The organism is Citrobacter sp. ABFQG (assembly GCF_004322975.1).
In the GTDB taxonomy this organism is placed as follows: domain Bacteria; phylum Pseudomonadota; class Gammaproteobacteria; order Enterobacterales; family Enterobacteriaceae; genus Citrobacter; species Citrobacter freundii.
The window spans coordinates 1,665,237-1,684,179 of the sequence record NZ_CP036435.1; the positions used below are offsets into that span (position 1 = coordinate 1,665,237).

The 18,943-nt window shown below is 51.4% G+C and carries 18 protein-coding genes, 1 tRNA gene and 1 pseudogene; 14 read left to right on the forward strand and 6 right to left on the reverse strand.

The window, feature by feature from the left end:
- Nucleotides 1-16: 16 nt before the first annotated feature.
- Nucleotides 17-931, reverse strand: a complete 915-nt coding sequence (yafC, locus tag WN16_RS08020; protein ID WP_044702526.1) for a DNA-binding transcriptional regulator YafC — start codon at nt 929-931, stop codon at nt 17-19.
- Nucleotides 932-1,035: 104 nt separating this feature from the next.
- On the opposite strand from yafC, the gene WN16_RS08025 reads away from it, so the two are divergent.
- The 3 genes from WN16_RS08025 (at nt 1,036) to WN16_RS08035 (ending at nt 3,990) form a co-directional block, all read left to right on the forward strand.
- Complete coding sequence (locus WN16_RS08025) at nt 1,036-2,211, forward strand: MFS transporter (protein WP_003838907.1); 1,176 nt, start codon at nt 1,036-1,038, stop codon at nt 2,209-2,211.
- A 131-nt stretch (nt 2,212-2,342) separates the two neighbouring features.
- Nucleotides 2,343-3,143, forward strand: coding sequence for an endonuclease/exonuclease/phosphatase family protein (locus WN16_RS08030; RefSeq protein WP_003031427.1), 801 nt, complete (start codon nt 2,343-2,345; stop codon nt 3,141-3,143).
- A 76-nt stretch (nt 3,144-3,219) separates the two neighbouring features.
- Nucleotides 3,220-3,990, forward strand: coding sequence for a class I SAM-dependent methyltransferase (locus WN16_RS08035; protein ID WP_044702525.1), 771 nt, complete (start codon nt 3,220-3,222; stop codon nt 3,988-3,990).
- A 49-nt stretch (nt 3,991-4,039) separates the two neighbouring features.
- Here WN16_RS08035 and mltD read toward each other — a convergent pair whose 3' ends face one another.
- Nucleotides 4,040-5,398, reverse strand: coding sequence for a murein transglycosylase D (gene mltD / locus WN16_RS08040; RefSeq protein ID WP_003031421.1), 1,359 nt, complete (start codon nt 5,396-5,398; stop codon nt 4,040-4,042).
- Between the two features lie 71 nt (nt 5,399-5,469).
- Nucleotides 5,470-6,225 carry a hydroxyacylglutathione hydrolase gene (gene gloB, locus WN16_RS08045; RefSeq protein WP_003031418.1) on the reverse strand — a complete coding sequence of 252 codons (756 nt, stop codon included), beginning with the start codon at nt 6,223-6,225 and terminating at the stop codon, nt 5,470-5,472.
- 33 nt (nt 6,226-6,258) lie between these two features.
- On the opposite strand from gloB, the gene WN16_RS08050 reads away from it, so the two are divergent.
- Nucleotides 6,259-6,981 (forward strand): class I SAM-dependent methyltransferase, encoded by a 723-nt coding sequence (locus WN16_RS08050; RefSeq protein ID WP_003031413.1) that lies wholly within the window; start codon nt 6,259-6,261, stop codon nt 6,979-6,981.
- Here WN16_RS08050 and rnhA read toward each other — a convergent pair.
- Nucleotides 6,978-7,556: pseudogene (gene rnhA, locus WN16_RS08055) on the reverse strand (ribonuclease HI). The gene WN16_RS08050 and the pseudogene rnhA sit on opposite strands and share 4 nt — an antisense overlap.
- On the opposite strand from rnhA, the gene dnaQ reads away from it, so the two are divergent.
- Entirely contained in the window at nt 7,510-8,238 is a 729-nt protein-coding gene (gene dnaQ, locus WN16_RS08060) for a DNA polymerase III subunit epsilon (RefSeq protein WP_003031410.1), read from the forward strand. The pseudogene rnhA and the gene dnaQ overlap by 47 nt on opposite strands.
- Nucleotides 8,239-8,372: 134 nt before the next feature.
- Nucleotides 8,373-8,449, forward strand: a tRNA-Asp gene (locus WN16_RS08065).
- A 157-nt stretch (nt 8,450-8,606) separates the two neighbouring features.
- Here the strand turns inward: WN16_RS08065 and WN16_RS08070 are convergent.
- Together WN16_RS08070 and WN16_RS08075 are read right to left on the reverse strand one after the other, a co-directional pair.
- Complete coding sequence (locus WN16_RS08070; protein WP_003838893.1) at nt 8,607-9,125, reverse strand: hypothetical protein; 519 nt, start codon at nt 9,123-9,125, stop codon at nt 8,607-8,609.
- Between the two features lies 1 nt (nt 9,126).
- A complete protein-coding gene (locus WN16_RS08075) occupies nt 9,127-9,810 on the reverse strand; it encodes a winged helix-turn-helix domain-containing protein (protein WP_223232893.1) in 684 nt (227 codons plus the stop codon).
- A gap of 750 nt (nt 9,811-10,560) precedes the next feature.
- Here WN16_RS08075 and WN16_RS08080 point away from each other — a divergent pair.
- The 8 genes from WN16_RS08080 to WN16_RS08115 all read left to right on the forward strand — a co-directional run bounded on the left by WN16_RS08080 (nt 10,561) and on the right by WN16_RS08115 (nt 18,943).
- Complete coding sequence (locus tag WN16_RS08080; protein ID WP_044702521.1) at nt 10,561-11,109, forward strand: fimbrial protein; 549 nt, start codon at nt 10,561-10,563, stop codon at nt 11,107-11,109.
- Between the two features lie 69 nt (nt 11,110-11,178).
- Entirely contained in the window at nt 11,179-11,727 is a 549-nt protein-coding gene (locus WN16_RS08085) for a fimbrial protein (RefSeq protein WP_003838886.1), read from the forward strand.
- A 41-nt stretch (nt 11,728-11,768) separates the two neighbouring features.
- Entirely contained in the window at nt 11,769-14,240 is a 2,472-nt protein-coding gene (locus tag WN16_RS08090) for a fimbria/pilus outer membrane usher protein (protein ID WP_044702520.1), read from the forward strand.
- 26 nt (nt 14,241-14,266) lie between these two features.
- A complete protein-coding gene (locus WN16_RS08095; RefSeq protein ID WP_003838882.1) occupies nt 14,267-15,043 on the forward strand; it encodes a fimbria/pilus periplasmic chaperone in 777 nt (258 codons plus the stop codon).
- Between the two features lie 12 nt (nt 15,044-15,055).
- Nucleotides 15,056-15,661, forward strand: coding sequence for a fimbrial protein (locus WN16_RS08100; protein ID WP_032948581.1), 606 nt, complete (start codon nt 15,056-15,058; stop codon nt 15,659-15,661).
- A complete protein-coding gene (locus WN16_RS08105) occupies nt 15,658-16,722 on the forward strand; it encodes a fimbrial protein (RefSeq protein WP_044702517.1) in 1,065 nt (354 codons plus the stop codon). Before WN16_RS08100 ends, WN16_RS08105 begins: the two co-directional genes overlap by 4 nt.
- Before the next feature lie 9 nt (nt 16,723-16,731).
- The gene (locus WN16_RS08110; protein ID WP_044702515.1) at nt 16,732-17,274 is read left to right on the forward strand and encodes a fimbrial protein; all 543 of its coding nucleotides are present in this window, start codon (nt 16,732-16,734) and stop codon (nt 17,272-17,274) included.
- A 1-nt stretch (nt 17,275) separates the two neighbouring features.
- Nucleotides 17,276-18,943 (forward strand): O-antigen ligase family protein, encoded by a 1,668-nt coding sequence (locus WN16_RS08115; protein WP_044702513.1) that lies wholly within the window; start codon nt 17,276-17,278, stop codon nt 18,941-18,943.

Genomic DNA, 18,943 nt, shown 5'->3' on the forward strand with positions numbered 1-18,943 from the left:
CGATCCTGTGTATCCCTTACCCCTCTTTTACAGCTCCTTCGGGAGCTGTTCTTATATATTCACTTAAAAAGTCTATAAATGCACGAATACGTGTACTGACCGCACGATCGCTGTAGTAAACGGCGCTGAAAGGCATTTTTACCGGCAGACGTTTATCGGCCAGCAGTTCCACTAGCTCTCCCCGCGCGATCTCTTTATCTATCATATAATCTGAAAGACAGGCGATGCCGTTGCCGTTCAGGCAAAGCTGTTTTAGCGTTTCCCCACTGTTGGAAGAAATGCCACACTCGACCTCATGCAGCTGTCCGTCGCTACAGGCAATCGGCCAGGTATTGAGCGAAACCGGTTCGGAAAACCCCAGACACAGATGCTGTTTTAACTCCTTGACGGTCTCTGGTCTACCAAAACGGGCAATGTACTCCGGTGAGGCAATAATCTTGCGATAGCTGGTAAATAACGGACGCGCACGTAGACTCGAGTCAGTCAGTGTGCCCGCTCGTATAGCAACATCCACTTTTCGTTCAATAAGATTGATGAATGTTTCCGAGGAGACGAGAGACAACGTCATCTCGGGATACCGCTCCCGGAACGGTTTGATTAGCGGCATCAGGAAATGCAACATCACCGGTGTTGCTGCGTCGATGCGCAGCAGGCCGCGCGGAGTATTACGCGACTCCATGATTTCCGTTTCTGCTGCAGCCATCTCTTGCAGTATCTGCTGCACCCGCCTGAAATAGCGCTCTCCTTCCTCAGTGAGACTTAGCTGTCGGGTCGTTCGATTAAGCAAACTGACGCCCAGTTTCATCTCCAGCTTTTTTACTGCCCGACTGACCGCGGAATTGGCTTGTCCAAGCTGTTCTGCCGCCCGGCTAAAGCTGCCGCTTTCCACTACCGCTACAAAAATCGCAAGTTCTTCAGAGGTTGCTTTCATTTTTGCACCTGACGCAAAATTATATTGAGATTTTGAATATTTTTGTCATTAAAACATCCAGGCATACTGCGTGTCATCTGATTACTGATGTTACGGAGTTATTTATGCCTCTCGCTTTATTTGCACTAACAATTAGTGCCTTCGCTATAGGCACTACTGAGTTTGTGATTGTTGGTCTGGTGCCGACTATCGCTCAACAACTGGCGATCTCGTTACCTTCCGCCGGGATGCTGGTTTCCATCTATGCGCTGGGTGTGGCGATTGGCGCACCGGTACTGACCGCTTTGACCGGACGCCTGCCACGTAAGCAGTTACTGGTTGCGCTGATGGTTCTGTTTACGGCGGGGAATTTGCTGGCATGGCAGGCTCCCGGGTATATGACACTCATTGTCGCTCGTCTGCTGACTGGGCTGGCACACGGTGTATTCTTCTCGATTGGTTCTACCATCGCGACAAGTCTGGTGCCGAAAGAGAAAGCGGCCTCCGCCATCGCCATTATGTTTGGTGGCTTAACGGTGGCGCTGGTAACCGGCGTGCCGCTGGGAACGTTTATTGGTCAACACTTTGGCTGGCGCGAGACTTTCCTTGCGGTATCAATGTTAGGCGTGATTGCACTGATCAGTAGCCAGTTGTTGATCCCCGCCAACATTCCCGGTCGTGCAGCCGCCAGCATTCGCGACCAGGTGAAGGTGCTGACTCATCCCCGTCTGTTGCTGATTTATGCCGTTACGGCACTGGGCTACGGCGGTGTATTCACGGCATTCACCTTCCTGGCACCGATGATGCAGGATCTGGCGGGATTCTCTCCGGCAGCAGTAAGCTGGATCTTACTGGGTTACGGTGTTTCAGTGGCTATCGGTAATATCTGGGGTGGTAAGCTGGCGGATAAGCATGGTGCTGTTCCTGCGCTGAAATTCATTTTCGCCGCGTTGTTTGTTCTGTTGATGGTTTTCCAACTGACGGCTTCTACGCAGTATGCCGCGCTGGCTACCATCCTGGTAATGGGGATCTTTGCCTTTGGTAACGTACCGGGGTTGCAGGTCTACGTGGTACAGAAAGCGGAACAATTTACGCCTAATGCTGTAGATGTGGCGTCAGGGTTGAATATTGCGGCGTTTAACATTGGCATTGCACTGGGTTCAGTGATTGGTGGACAAACGGTCGAGCATTATGGTCTGGCGCAGACGCCGTGGATTGGCGCACTTATTGTCCTGGTTGCGTTCCTGCTGATGGGACTCAGCGGTCGTCTTGATAAGCCCGCGCGCGTTGCTTTGGGGTAAATCATTGATGTAAGCGCCCACTTACAAAACAAACTGCAATTGTTCGTTGAAAGTGAGTGCTAAAATCCCTATAACAGAAGAACCAGTCCGGCTGCGGACTGGTTGACGTTACAGAGGTTTGAAAGTCTAAAGTGCGAAAAAACACCTATGCCATGCGTTATGTTGCCGGACAACCCGCCGAGCGGATTTTACCGCCGGGGTCGTTTGCGCATATTGGCCAGGCATTACCCGCAGGCGTTCCGTTAAGCAGTGAAGATCGCATTCGTGTGCTGGTATGGAATATTTTTAAACAGCAGCGCGCAGAATGGCAGTCGGTGCTGAAGAATTTTGGCAAAGATGCGCATCTGGTGTTATTGCAGGAAGCACAAACCACGCCAGAACTGGTGCAGTTTGCGACCGCTAACTATCTTGCTGCCGATCAGGTTCCGGCCTTTGTGCTGCCTCAGCATCCCTCTGGCGTCATGACGCTCTCTGCTGCTCATCCTGTTTACTGCTGTCCATTGCGCGAGCGTGAGCCTATTTTACGGCTGGCGAAATCGGCGCTGGTGACGGTGTACCCGTTGCCTGACACTCGGCTGTTAATGGTGGTGAATATCCACGCGGTTAACTTTAGCCTTGGCGTTGATGTCTATAGTAAGCAGTTACTTCCCATTGGCGATCAGATTGCTCATCACAGCGGTCCGGTGATCATGGCCGGCGATTTTAATGCCTGGAGCCGTCGACGGATGAATGCGCTGTACCGCTTTGCGCGTGAAATGTCGCTGCGCCAGGTTCGCTTTACTGACGATCAGCGCCGCCGTGCGTTTGGTCGCCCTCTCGATTTTGTGTTCTATCGCGGTCTGAACGTGAGTGAAGCCTCTGTGCTGGTCACCCGCGCATCCGATCACAACCCGCTACTCGTTGAATTCAGTCCCGGCAAACCTGAACAATAACGGTGTGTCAGGTCTGCCATAGGGCAGGCCTGTGATGGTTGCCCTTCATATTTCTCAACAACCGAAGGACAACACAATGACAACACGTTCTCACCATGACAACGTCGAAAAACAGTTTGGCTCTCAGGCTAATGCCTATTTAACCAGTACGGTGCACGCCTCTGGCCGTGACTTGCAACGTCTGGGGGAAAGGTTGTCGGCATTTCCACAGGCTCGCGTATTGGATATGGGATGCGGAGCAGGGCACGCCAGCTTTGTGGCCGCGCAACACGTAAAGCAGGTCATGGCTTATGATTTATCGTCGCAGATGCTTGAAGTGGTTGCTAAGGCGGCAAAAGACCGAGGTCTGGATAATATCGCCACACGGCAGGGGTATGCTGAAAGCCTGCCATTTGAAGATAACGTATTTGATGTGGTGATTAGCCGCTATTCCGCGCATCACTGGCATGATGTCGGGCGCGCGCTGCGGGAAGTGAACCGCGTTCTGAAGCCCGGTGGTGTACTGATTGTGATGGATGTGATGTCGCCTGGCCACCCAGTACGTGATATCTGGTTGCAAACCGCGGAGGCGTTACGCGATACCTCACACGTACGCAACTATTCCAGCGGAGAGTGGTTGTCGTTAATCAATGACGCCAATCTGATTGCCGATACCTTGTTAACCGATCGTCTGGCGCTGGAATTCAGTTCGTGGGTGGCGCGGATGCGTACGCCTGCAGCGTTGAGCGACGCGATTCGTGCCTACCAACAAAGTGCTTCTGCACAAGTGAAAGACTACTTTGCGTTACAGGAAGATGGCTCGTTTACCAGCGACACGATAATGGTTGAGGCACATAAAGCGGGATAAATAAAAAAGGCACTGGGGGGAAACCAGTGCCTTCATTTCTACAATGCTATCAGGAGTCCGGCATGTCGTTGTTTTTCACAAACAACGTTAGCTGATCGCCTGGCTGTAGATTATTCGTATCGCTGTTCCAGCGCATCACATCCTTGATGTTAACCCCGTGGCGTTTGGCAATACTCGAGAGCGAGTCGCCTTTACGCACACGATAGGTAATGCTATCGCTGTTGTTCGCCAGTCGCTGTGCGCTGCTACCAGCGCCCACCGTCAGATTCTGGCCTACTTTCAGCGACGACCCGCGCAGATTATTCCACTGCTTAAGGTCATTGATGCTCACGCCAAGACGTGAAGCGACGCCAGAAAGCGTATCGCCAGAGCGAACTTTGTAGCTACGGCTGTTCAGCGGCGTGTTATCCGCGACCAGCGTTGACTGCACGGCTGCAATTTCGCCTGAAGCCAGAGACTCACGCAGCTTCTCTGCATGCTTCTTTGGCACCATCACATATTGCGGGCCGCTGGCACCCAACGTGGAACCTTTCACGCCTGCATTGAAGGTCTTCAGCTTGCTGACGGAAATACCCGCCATATCGGCAACCTGAGCCATCTCAACTGGGCTACTCAGGCGAACACGTGCCAACGCGCGGCTTTCGTCTGTTGTTGGCAGACGTACGCCATAGCGTTTGCTGTTTTTGAGTATATCGCTCAATGCCAGCATTTTGGGCACGTATAGCTTCGTTTCCTGAGGCAATGGCAACGACCAGAAGTCAGTGGGTTTACCACGAGCTTTGTTCGTTTTGATTGCCTTCATGACACGACCTTCACCGCTATTATAAGCAGCAACGGTCAGCAGCCAGTCGCCATCAAACATCTTGTTCAGACGCTGCATCATGTCCAGCGCGGCGGTGGTGGAAGCCACAACGTCGCGACGTGCATCATAACTGCGGGTCTGTTTTAAACCATAATTGCGCCCCGTGCTCGGAATGATCTGCCAAATACCTGCGGCATTGGCGCCAGACGTTGCGTGAGGATCAAAAGCGCTCTCCACTATGGGTAGTAGTACCAGTTCCATAGGCATGTTACGTTTCTTAACCTGCCCGGCTATCCAGTACATATACGGCTCTGCCCGTAAAGTTACATCGTGGAGATAGCTCTTATTGCGTAAATACTTCTGTTTCTGTTCGCGAATCCGGCTGTTTTCCGGAATTCCCATCTTTAGCTCGTCACCAATGAAAGCCCACAAATCTTGATCAGCAGCGATAGATGTTCCGTCGTCCATCCATCGCGCCTGACTTGTAAACTTTCCTGCTTCCCCTTGACCAGCTGCAGAAAGGCTCTGTGCGTGTTGTTGGACGTTACCAGTATTCTGGCACCCAACAAGCAGGACAGAGGCGAGTAATATCGCTTTTGCCTTCATGTGTGTGTCAATAGTTGCTTAAAAGACGACCGATCATAACGGCGAAGTTTTCAAAAGGCAACCCGGAATTGTCAGAACGTATCTTTCTTTGACCTTAACCAGGCAAAACGCTCCTCAGGTTGTTGCAATATTGTTTCTTTGTTAATTTCATTAATTAAATCAATATCTTCTGTTCTTAAAAAAAGATTATTTCGCCGCTCATTTTTCAGAATTACGGGTAGTGTCATTTGTTTTTTTACGCGTAACTCATTAACTTTACGATAATATTCATTTATGAACGAATCGTGCGGGAGAATGCTTAAGGCAAACTTCATGTTTGCTAATGTGTACTCATGTGCGCAACAAATTAATGTATCGTCAGGAAGGGCGTTTATTTTTTTAAGTGATTGATACATTTGGGTCGCTGTGCCTTCGAAAAGTCGACCGCAACCGCCAGAAAAGAGTGTGTCACCACAAAATAAGTAAGGATGGCTAAAGTAACAGATATGTCCTAAAGTGTGACCCGGAGTAGCAATTACCCTAAATTCATGCCCCAAAACGAGTGCAATATCACCATCTTCGACTATGTGTGTCGTTCCCTTATCTTGCGTTTCAGCCGGTCCGTATACCACTATTTGTGGGAAATGCTGCAGAAGTTCTTTCACTCCGCCCACGTGATCCTGATGATGATGGGTTAGCAGAATGGCTTCAGGCACCCAGTTATGCTCTGCAATGGCTTTCAGAACAGGAGCCGCTTCACCCGGGTCCACAATCAGACAATGCTGGTCATTATTTGACAAGACCCAGATGTAATTGTCCTGAAATGCAGGAATACTGTTAAGATTCATATATTACCTCTCAATGCGTAACGGAAGGTTGTGATGAAACCGGCAAGGATCCCTCAAACTGTCGTAGCGCCCGTTAGCTGGGATGATCTGCCCTGGGGCGAACACTATCGTGAGGCGCTGGAGTATCAGCTTAACCCGTGGTTCGCAAAAATGTACGGTTTTCATCTGCTTAAGGTTGGTAATTTAAGCGCAGAAATCGATTCCGAAGCGTGCGCGGTTTCTCATCAGGTAAATGTTTCTTTGCAGGGTTCTCCCATGCAGGTGACGGCCGATCCTTTGCATCTTCCCTTTGCCGATAAGTCCGTGGATGTCTGTTTATTGGCCCATACGTTACCGTGGTGTTCCGATCCGCATCGCCTACTGCGTGAAGCCGATCGCGTGTTGATTGATGACGGTTGGTTGATTTTGAGCGGCTTTAACCCGGTAAGCCTGATGGGTTTGCGTAAACTGGTGCCCGTATTGCGTAAGACATCGCCCTATAACAGTCGGATGTTTACCCTCATGCGTCAATTGGACTGGCTATCATTACTGAATTTTGAAGTGCTGCACTATAGTCGTTTTCATGTTCTGCCCTGGAATAAGAAGGGCGGGAAAATGTTAAGCACCCATATCCCCGCGCTGGGCTGTTTACAGCTGGTGGTTGCGCGCAAGCGAACCATTCCACTTACACTCAACCCGATGAAACAAAATAAAAGCAAAACGCCTATCCGTCATGCCGTTGGCGCGACCCGGCAATACCGTAAACCGGACGCTTAAGCCTCAGTCTGATACCCAATATCATCCTGAGTTGGGCTCATGGCCGCGGCGCGCGCAAGCTCATCGCAGCGTTCGTTTTCCGGATGGCCCGCATGGCCTTTAACCCATTCCCATTTGATTTGATGAGGGCCCAAAGCGGCATCGAGACGCTTCCACAGATCGACGTTCTTCACTGGTTTTTTATCTGCTGTTTTCCAGCCACGCTTCTTCCAGTTGTGGATCCACTGCGTAATGCCCTGGCGCACATACTGGCTGTCCGTGCTGAGTATCACTTCACACTGTTCTTTCAGGGCTTCCAGCGCAACGATTGCTGCCATCAGCTCCATGCGATTATTAGTTGTAAGGTTGTAGCCTTCGCTAAAGGTTTTTTCGCGCCCGCGATAGCGTAAAATCGCCCCATAACCACCCGGTCCTGGATTTCCCAGGCAAGAACCATCGGTGAAAATTTCTACCTGTTTAAGCATCTCTGGTAGACTTCCTGTTTTAGCAAATCGAAATCAAACGATAAGTCTGACATAAATGACCGTTATGAGCACTGGAATTACACGACAGATCGTCCTCGATACCGAAACCACCGGTATGAACCAGATTGGCGCCCACTATGAAGGCCACAAGATCATTGAGATCGGTGCGGTTGAAGTGGTGAACCGCCGCCTGACCGGCAATAACTTCCATGTTTATCTGAAGCCGGATCGGCTGGTGGACCCGGAAGCGTTCGGCGTACACGGAATCGCAGACGAATTCCTGCTTGATAAACCCACGTTTGCTGATGTAGCCGACGAATTTCTCGACTACATTCGCGGCGCGGAGCTGGTCATCCATAACGCATCGTTCGATATCGGTTTTATGGATTACGAGTTCGCGAAGCTCAAGCGGGATATTCCGAAGACGAACGAATTCTGCAAAATAACCGATAGCCTGGCGCTGGCGAGGAAAATGTTTCCTGGCAAGCGAAACAGCCTTGATGCGTTGTGCTCGCGCTATGAGATAGACAACAGTAAACGAACCCTGCACGGCGCATTGCTTGATGCCCAGATTCTGGCCGACGTTTATCTGATGATGACCGGCGGGCAGACCACGATGGCGTTCTCAATGGAAGGCGACAGCCAGCAGAGGAATGACACGGGGATCCAGCGTATTGTGCGCCAGTCCAGCAAACTACGTGTTGTTTTCGCCACTGATGAAGAGTTAGCGGCCCATGAGTCACGCCTTGACCTGGTGCAGAAGAAAGGCGGAAGTTGCCTCTGGCGGGCATAGTTTGTACATTTACCGTATGAAAATGGCCGTTCGGGTGATTTTTGCAGCAAACGATTAAAAAACGTGAGAAAAAGCGTTGACGAGGTGCGAAGCAATCCGTAATATTCGCTTCGTTCCCAAGCGGAACACAACGCGGAGTGGTAGTTCAGTTGGTTAGAATACCTGCCTGTCACGCAGGGGGTCGCGGGTTCGAGTCCCGTCCATTCCGCCACTATTCAGAAAGCCTGAATCAGAAATGATTCAGGCTTTCGTCGTTATTAACCCGCCAAAAATAATAATCTCATTCTCACGTTCTATCGACCGCGCCCGTGCTTTCGGGTGGGCAACACATCAGGTCATCCTTAACCCGACGCATATCCAGAAGGCGATTAACTTGCGAAGTGATTCATCACGCAGGCGAAGCGGGGTGAAAAGTTATCGCCAATAAGAACCGTTTCCTCATTCAGGTGCTTTAGCATATACAGCTTGTCGGCACGTTCGTAAGCGTCAAAGAAAAGATAATCTATAGCATCCGTTGCTTCATCATCCGGGGATTTTTCGCGTCCGTCGGGGGTGAGCATAAAAACGCCGGCGGTATGGCCGAGTGGTCGGGCATAGCGAAAGAACAGTTTTCGGTTAACAGCAAACTCGCCATCATCACTTTTGAGTTTCCCTTGTACTGACAATGAGAGGTGTCCAGAGTTGTAGCTGGTGATCAGCATTATTCCGTGGAGTTCCTTTTTGGTGTTTTGGATGTCGAGTATCGACGTGAATTCCGAGGAACAGGAAAAACTGATTTCTTGTTTTTTCGCATTCCCGGCGATAATAAAAAAAGCGATAGTCGCCAGCCCAAAAATGGCAATCACGACTGACCATAGTAAAGGAGAGTGATCGCTTTCCTGCTTCATATCATTCCTCATGATGGCGATACTGGCTGATGCAATGGTAATAGCCGAGGTTTAGCCCGCATTCAGCGGCAAATGACCACTCAACCAGATTATGGTTGCTCGCCCAGGTATTGAGATACAGATCTTTTGGATACGAACAGTTAGGGTTAATACCCACGGACTTGAAAATATCCAGTGCTTTTTTTTCGGTAATGGTGTCGGTGAGGGCGTTTCCTAATATATGCACACGGCACTGCTCGTAGTCGATAGTCCGCAGGATCGCCGCGTCCGTCATAGCGATTTTATTGGGTATCCATGTTAACCACGCTGTCGCCAGCACGGCGATTCCGGTAATTAACGTTGTTATCGTGACAGGCCACAGGTTTCGTTTCTTTTTCCTGGGCATCAATGCAATATTGGCTATTCTGGTGGGTGCTTGTGCTTCCTCCAGTTGCTGAATATTGATACTGGCGTCGCCCATCCGAAATCCTATTCGCGGAATGGTGACGATCAGTTCTGCAGGATGGCCCGTAGACGTTATTGCTTTGCGCAGAAATGAAATGTGCTGATTGAGATTAGCATCCGTCGCTCTGGCGCCATTATGCTGGAAAACATTCTGCAGAATTTCATCGCGCGAGGATATCTCTTTACCATTTTGCAACAGATAGAGCAGTAATTGTGTTGCCACATTATTCAATGTGGCCATTTCACCAGACGCCAGGTCTTTTAGGGTATTTTTATGTGGTCTGAAAACTAAGCCATCACCAATAATTACGGATTTGATTTTGTTTATTGGTATATGAGAAATCACTGATGTCTCCTTTAAAGCAGGATATCTCGCATTCGAGTGGGGGAAGCAATAGCATAACATAATTCATTTATAAAAAATGATTGTACCATAGAACTCTTTATTAATATTTATATAACAATCTTTTAATATATCTAATAGAATCCTCCTATGTCCTTTCTCTCTTTCACTATCTTATTGTCATTACTCGCTTTTGATACCTAATTTCATTTTTACAAAACTTTCATAAATACATTTTGCCTGTTCTTCTGGCTAAATAAAAAAATATTTGATAGATAAAAACTCTATAAAAACCATAAATAATAGCAATTAACACTGGGTGTGGTATGTTTTTTGGCTGTTTTTTAGGTAAACGATCGCTCGACAGACTGTGTTACAACACGATTCCCTGAGTTTGATTAATACCGGATTTTTGCATTGTGTCATTTTTTCGTCGACTTAATATAAGTCCCGAAACAGCGTAAACACCTGTGGACGGTATTTCGGATGGAATACCAATGAAGTTCAAAATACGGGGTGGCTTGAGATGGATTGTTTGCAAGGATATGCACTACCGCCACCTGCAGATCAGGATTTCCCTTGCATTGATTGTCTGCGGAAATAGATCGTCGGAATAACCAAAAAAAAGATATAAGGTTAAGTAGTAATATGAAAATGAAAAACGTGGCTGTGGCCTGTGCGCTGATGGCGGGAATGGCTTTTACTGCATCTTCTGCTTATGCTGCAAAAAATGTTGAACCGACTAACGGTAAAATTCACTTCACTGGTTCTCTAGTTAATTCCGCATGCGGTCTGGCCCCAGAATCCAGCCCGGTGCAGGTAAATTTTGGTGAAATCCCAACCTCTCAGTTAAAAGACAACCAACGTGCTGGCGTTAAGCATGCCAAAATCGTGCTGCAGGGCTGTGATACGACCGTCGCGAAAACGGCTACTGTGACCTATACCCCGGCAACAATTGATTCAGATAACAACGCGCTGGCCGCGTTCACCTCGGGTACTGCAAAGGGTGCGGGCATCGGTATGGTTGACAGCGGCAACCAGGACGTGGAATGGGGCAAAGCCGCCTCTCAGGTCAACATTACCGATGGCGAAACCGACATTGATTTCGTCGCTTACCTGCAGGCAAACAACGCATCTGCAGCGGTAACTCCGGGTGATTTCGAATCTACCGTTAATTTCCAGATCGACTACCAGTAACGATCTGCAGCAGGCGCAATTATGCGCCTGCCTAACCCTTCCTGCGAATAACTGAAAGGAAATGCGGTGATGCCTGGATGGCGTATTTTACTGCTTTTTATCTTTATATCGCCTGCATGGGTTTTGGCTGACACTCATCGTCTTGTCAGTACGCCCGGCAAAATGCGCATGCGGGGAAATATTATTGAAGCTGCCTGTTATGTCGATCCGCGCGACCGGTCGCTACTGGTTGAATTTGATGATCTCTCAGCCAGAGATATTTCCGGTAAACCTGAAAAAGTATCTGCGCATGATTTCAGCATTCATTTGCTGGGATGTTCCCTTGGGGATTCTCAACATCCGGGGAGTCTGTTTCAACGCGCCAATATTACCTTTTCCGGCGCACCCGATAGTGACAATCCTGATTATCTGAGCGTGCAATCGGAAACTGAAAATTTAGCGATAGAAATATATGACGGCAAAGGACAGCAAATTCATCTGGGTGAGCCATCACCGGACTATGCGCTTAACCCAGGGAAAAACACGCTCAATTTTACGGCTTATTTGATCTCCCGCGACGGAAGAATGACATCCGGCGAATTTACTGCGGTCACGCATTTTGTTGTGAATTATCTCTGAGCTGCACTGCAATTCGGGTATCTGAAGGTTTGCGAACGAAAATGATCACGCTGAAAACAGATAAAAAACGTCTGGCGCTTTTTATTGCTCTGGTCTGTGCCTCTTCATTTGTTGAAGCGGATGAGGCCATTGAATTTAATACCGACGTACTGGATGCCAGCGACAGGCACAATGTCGATTTGCAGCGTTTTTCCGAAGGCAACTTTGTGACTCCCGGAGAATATCTGCTGGATGTTCGTATTAACAGCCAGGAGATCCCTCAGCAGTCGATTCGTTATATCGTCGACCCTGCCAACCCGCATAAATCCATGGCCTGTCTGACGCCACAACAACTTGAATTACTGGCGCTCAAAGAAGAGGCGCTGACCTATATTCACCCGATCAGCGCGGCCTGCTATGACATTTCCCGCCTGCCGGGTGTGGTGCTGAATAATAGCGCCGGCGTACTGGACATTACCGTGCCTCAGGCATGGATGAAATATACCGATCCAGACTGGACGCCGCCGGAGCGTTGGGATAACGGTGCCGCAGGGCTGATTTTTGACTACAGCGTTTCAGGTCAGGCCACACATTACGAGCAGGGCGGCGATCGTTATCGCTCTCTGTCTGGCTATGGACAGACTGGCTTTAACCTCGGCGCGTGGCGTTTTCGTGGGCAGTATCAAGCCAATTACGCTTCGGATGAGAACCGAGGGCGAATCGATTGGGATCAGATCTATGCCTATCGCCCGTTACCGATGCAGGCGGCAAAACTGACGCTCGGCGAAATCTACCTGAATTCTCAGGTTTTTGATTCGGTACGTTTCACCGGGGCGAACCTCGCCAGCGACGAACGCATGCTGCCGCCGAATTTGCAGGGCTACGCGCCCGAAGTACATGGCATCGCGCGCAGCAATGCGAAGGTCACTGTCAGTCAGCAGGGGCGTGTTATCTATCAAACCACCGTTCCTGCGGGGCCATTTAATATTCAGGATCTGCACGGCTCGGTACGCGGCACGCTGGATGTTCGCGTCGAAGAGCAGGATGGCAGTGTACAAACCTTTCAGGTCAATACGGCCGATATTCCTTACCTGACGCGCCCGGGCTATGTTCGATACAACGCCGCGGTCGGTAAGCCATCGCGTTATAACCACGACGTCCAGGGGCCTGCGTTTTATAGCGGTGATTTTTCCTGGGGGGTCAGCAATGCGTGGTCGCTGTATGGCGGCGCGTTGCTCACTGGCGATCGTTATAACGCCTGGTCGATGGGGATTGGGCGGGATTTGAGCTGGCTGGGTGCGCTGTCGGCTGACGCGACGCAATCCGTGAGTCGGGTGAAGCATCAGACTGAACAAAAAGGGATGTCCTTTAAGCTCAGCTATGCCAAAACCTTTGATGAGTACAACAGCGCCATCACCTTTGCTGGTTACCGCTTTTCACAGCGTAACTTCCGCACCTTCTCGCAGTTCCTTGACGAGCAGTATGAAAATAACAACAGCGCCGGCAACGAAAAAGAGATGTACACCATCACCGGTAACAAGACCTTTTTTGCTGACGACCCGCAATTAGCGACCACGCTGTACCTGACCTATACCCACCAGAATTACTGGGATCGTGGCTCTCAGGATCGTTACGGGTTGTCGATGGGACACAGCTTTTCGTTCGCAGGCATTCAGGGGATCAGCGCCAACCTTGCTGCTTACCGCTCTGAGTATCAGGGCAAACGGGACGACAGCCTTTCGCTGTCCATTTCTGTGCCATGGAGCGATGGCCGCTCCATGGATTATGAAGTGCAAAACAGCGGCAACCAGACCAGTCAGATGGTTTCGTATTCCGATAACCGCGACCGTAACAATCCATGGCGACTGCGCGCAGGGGTTTCCGGTGAAGGGCACACCGCGTTTGATGGTTACTACAAGCATCGCAGCATGATGGCTGAGCTTGAGTCTAACGTCAGCTGGCAGCAATCACGTTATTTCTCCGTTGGCGGCACGATGCGCGGCGGCTTTACCGCAACGCGTCACGGCGCGGCGCTGCATAACAGCCAGGCGTCAATGAATACCGCCAGGGTGATGGTTGATACCGACGGTGTGGCGAATGTACCGCTGAACGGTGAACAGGCGCACTCAAACCGCTTCGGTATTGCCGTCGTACCGGACGTCGTCAGCTATCACAGCTTTGATACCCGTATCGATGTGGACGCAATGGACGAGGATATTTCCGCGACCAAAGCCATCGTCACCAACACCCTGACGGAAGGCGCGATTGGTTATCAGCGCTTCGCCGTGGCGCAGGGGCAAAAAATGATGGCGCTGCTGCGCCTGAAGGATGGCTCTGTACCGCCGTTTGGTGCCGAAGTGTTTAACGCCAACGGTGTCAGCGTCGCCATGGTGATGGAAAACGGCATGGCCTGGATTGCGGGTGTGAATCCAGCTGAGCGTCTTTCTGTTGCCTGGGGCGGTCGTGCTCAGTGTCACTTACAGGTGCCGCAACAAATCAACCCGGAAGGTAACGTGCTGTTGCCTTGTGAATAATTTCAATAACCTGAATGAATTTTGTCATGAAAAATCAAGCTTTTTACTCCGTGCAGCGTTGGCTGAAACCCGTGGCCTGCGGTCTGCTTTTTATTGCAGAGATCAACGCCTCATGGGCGGGTATCGCACTTGACCGTACCCGCCTGATCATCACCGGTGATGCGCGCTCTGTCAGCGCGAACTTAACCAACACCAGTCCGAGCATTCCGTTTCTGGCTCAGTCGTGGGTGGAAGACGCCAATGGAACAAAAATCACCTCGCCGCTGATGGTTTTACCGCCGCTACAACGGATTAACGGCGGGCAAAAGGGCATTGCACGTGTGACGAAAACCAGCGGTATTAACGCTCTGCCACAGGATCGAGAAAGTCTGTTCTACCTGAACGTGCGCGAAATTCCGCCCAAGCCGGATAAGCCGAACGTGCTGCAGCTGGCGATGCAGTCGCGTATCAAACTGTTCTACCGTCCGACCGCCATCGTGCCGGAAACACCGGGCGCCGTGTGGCAAAACCAACTGGTCTTTCATAAGCAGGGCCTGCGCTGGAGTGTGGATAACCCAACGCCGTACTTCGTCACCTTGATCGGCTTAAGCCGCAAACCTGAAGCTCAGGGCGGCGACAGGCTGACTGACTTCCCTGGGGTTATGGTTTCACCAAAGTCCTCTCGCGATTTCAGTGTGACCGACGGCAGCGTTAGCCAGTTCAGCATGATGTATGTGAACGATTTTGGCGGTCATCCCGAATTGAAATTCAGCTGCACAGGCAATGTGTGTAAAGCATTGCCAATGGAGCAACAGCCCCGGTAACAGGATTCGTAAATGAAAAAGATGCTTTGCGCTCTGCTGATGGCGGGCATGGCCTGCTCGGTTCAGGCCACAAGCGGTCGCCAGGATATGAGCAACGTGTCCGGTGAGTATGGCAATGTCCGCTTTCATGGTCGGGTATTCGTTTCGCCGTGCGTGCTGGATATGGCCTCCCGCGATCAGACTATCGATCTTGGTGATATTTCCGCCAGCCGATTTCGCCAGGGCGGCGATCGCAGCGATCCGGTATTGGTCACGCTGTATCTGAACGGTTGTTTAAAGGGCTCCGGTCATACCTTAAGGGATTTTCCCGGGCAGACCAGTGAGATGCCTGAGCTTGCTTACAGCACGGTGGAGCGTGGTGTTTCGATGACGATGATGGCTGAAGGCGCACCGGAAAACAGCGATTTGGGGCGCATTCGTGGCGATGTTCGCGGCGCGGGCATCCGGCTACTGACTGAACGTAAGCAGTTGATCCACCTGAATCAACCGCAACGCATGTGGATCCTCAAACCGGGCGATAACGCCATTCATTTTCTTGCCGCGCTGGAATCTTTTGGGCGAGAGGTGACCGCCGGAGAGTTTAACGGTCTGGTCAGACTTAAGCTGGAGTATCTATGAGCGTATTGCGCAAAATGCTGCTGTGGGGGGTGCTGGCAGGCTGTCCTCTGGCCGGGCAGGCATTTACACAGGGAGAAGGTGAGCCGGAAGGTGGGTCGCCGCATCAGTACGATATTGAACTGAACTCGCTGGATGTCAGCAAAAACCACGTGGGCGGCAGAACGGAGCCGTTCCCCTGGAATCTTGGCAGTTGGTATGTAGTGGATTTTCACTGCGAACAGGCTGACATCTCCCGACAACCGATTTACTACACCACCACGACCACGATGCCGCCTTCCAATCAGGGAGCGAACCGTTTTCGTCTAAACGAGTATCTGGATGTGGAAGTACAGGTGTGGGTCGCCGGGCGTTATAACAACTACGTTCAGGCACCTTTTACCAATTTTTCAAATCGTTATAACGATCATAGCTGCAAAAAGCGCAAAGGTTACGAGCGGGCTACCAACATAGAAAGTGGTTCAAAAGGGAAAGTGACGTTTATTGTCACAAAACCCATTATTAATGGCATCAATATTACCTCCCAGTCGCTGGTGGAGGTTGCTGGGCGCTTAGGGGATGCTGGTCCTACGCCGACAACGCCAATTTCCCGCGTGGTGATTAAATCCGGGCTGATTACCGTACCGGACAAATGCACCTTCAACCGGGGAGACAAAATCAGCATTGAGTTTGGCGATTTGCCAGGATCCGCTGCCCGGCTCAACGGCACTAACTATAGTAAGCCAATCCCTATACATGTGGTGTGTGAAGGCGGCAGCTTCGATCAGGGCGCGCTGAATATCAATCTTGGCGTGCAAACGACCACGGCGTCAGGCACGGCGGGATTTAACGGTAATCTCCTCGGCACGTTAAGCGGCGGACAAAAACGCGACGATCTCGGCATTATGCTTAAAGACGAGAGTGGTGGCACCGTCGTGCCCAATCAATTTTACAACGTGAAGGGGTTTTACCAGAATCAGGGCGACTGGAATCTCACCGCCGCGCCGGTGGCAAAGCCGGGCGTGGGAAGCGTGAAGGAAGGTGAATTTGAAGCCTCTGCCACCGTTGTCGCGCAGTTTCAGTAGGGGGATGTCATGAGATTCTCGGCGTTATTCGCGACCGGTATGTTACTGCTTGGCAGCATGGCACAGGCCGACACCAAACTGGTCGGCGGCGATATGTATTTTCACGGCACCATCAGAGCACTGGCCTGCAGCCTTGCACCGGGTGGCGACAAAATCGAGGTCGATTTCAAGCAAATCGCGACGCAGGATCTCTATCTATCGGGGCGCAGTAAGCCGGAAAAATTCAGCATCCAGTTACGCGACTGCAATCCTGAGGTTTTCCGTGGGATCTCGGTTACCTTCAGCGGTCGTGAGGATGCGGAGCTGGCCGATCATCTGGCGCTGGATAGCAGTGAACAAGGGGGCGCGTCAGGGATCGGGATTGGGATGAGCGAAGAGGACGGCACGGCAATCCGCCTTGATGAGAGCACATCAGTCAAAGAGATAACAGAAGGCTCGATGACGCTGAATTTTTTGGCGTGGGTCGCAGCGGAGCCATCGGCGATAAAAAATCAGTCTCTCGAATACGGTCCGTTCAGCGCCAGCGGGACCTGGACGTTGAACTACCAGTAGCATGATGAACGTACTGAATCGGATTGCGCCGTTGCCTGCGCAGAAATTATTGCTCGGTATTAGTCTGTTTTTCTGGTGTGGGGCCATGCATCTCTACTGGCCGAACAACGGCGGCAGCGGTCTGTCGTTGCCGCTTAATATTACGAGCTGGATCTACGCTGTTGTACTGGCTGCAAGCGCATTGATGCTGGCGCCTCGTCAACGCTGGCGCATCACTGTGCCAGCTGCGGGTTTTACGATCGGGGCGTTCATCCTGATGTTGCTTTGCCTGCTAACACCTGACGTCAGGCAGGCCGAGGCACTACTGGTGGCGGGGGCGTTACTGGGAGGTGTGAGCGTCTATCTGGTCACATTGCAAATTCCTCTCACGGCAAACACCCTGACGGCACTGCTGGCCCTGCTATGGGGGGCGTGCGTGATTGAATGTCTGGTGTTTGTCTATCAGTACTGGCATTTGCCGGGCGTGGATTACTGGGAGTTTGCCTGGCGACGTGGTACACGGCCTTACGGCATTTTTCAGCAGGTCAACCTGCTGGCCAGCTTTACGGCCTGTGGCGTGTTGCTGTCAGCCACGCTCTTTTTACGGCTGCGCGACGGGTATCGAATTGTCATCGGGGTTGGCCTGGTGATGATGGGATTTGTGCTGCATGAATCCCAGTCGCAAACCGGTTACCTGTCTCTGGTAGTCGGTGAAGTGCTGCTGCTGGCGGTTTTCCCGGCGCAACGGCGTACGTTGTTACTACTCCTGTTGCCGTTGGCGTCAGGCATGGCGGCGGGGTCGCTCGTTCGCCATTTTTTGTCCGTTGCAACGGTCGATCACTTCACCACTTCCCAGGTGCGCTGGACGGTACTCAAAACGTCGTTGGCATTATTTGCCGAACGCCCGTGGACGGGGTGGGGCGTGGGCAGTTTTGCCGCCGTGTTTCTCGAACGTGCGGGACCGTTGGGGTTGAGCAGCATCTCGCATCCGCACAATGAACTGGTGTTATGGCTGGTGGAGGGCGGTCTGGTTGGGCTGGTGGGAGCGCTGTGTTTTATTGCGAGTGGTTTCTGGCTCTGGATGCATGGAAATCGTTGGCGTCGCGCCTGTCTGGTGGCGGCGCTGCCGGTGGTGATTCATATGCTGACGGAATACCCCGTCAGGCAGTCAACGCCGCATTGGCTACTGCTGATCCTGTTGCTTCGATGTGCAGACAGCGACCGAGCTGGAATACGCCTGGTGCTTACGTCGACGTGGCTGATTCGCGCGCCAGGGGTTATCTCGCTACTGACCGTTGCGCCATTGCTGCTTCTCACGCTGCATACGCAACAGCAACTGACGCTGGCGGAAAGGCAGTCATCGCAGTGGCATCTTGCCGAATCGCTCCCTGTAGGAGGCTGGCTTCTTACCAGTCGCTATCGGTTTGATGTCCAGATGGGGTATCTGCAACGGTATCAGCGTACCCGGGACGCTCATTGGCTGGAGGCGGTTCGCCGCTGGGCGCCTGACTATGTGCGCGTTCACCCAGACCCTAATGTCTCCTTCACGCAAATCTTGCTGGCGTTGCAACAGCGCGACCTTGTCGAGGCGCATCGTCTGGCGACGCGCTTTTGCCTGATATACCCGAACGATCGCCGTATCCCGTGGCTGCAGGATGCACGACGTCCTTTTAATAAAATAATGGAATGA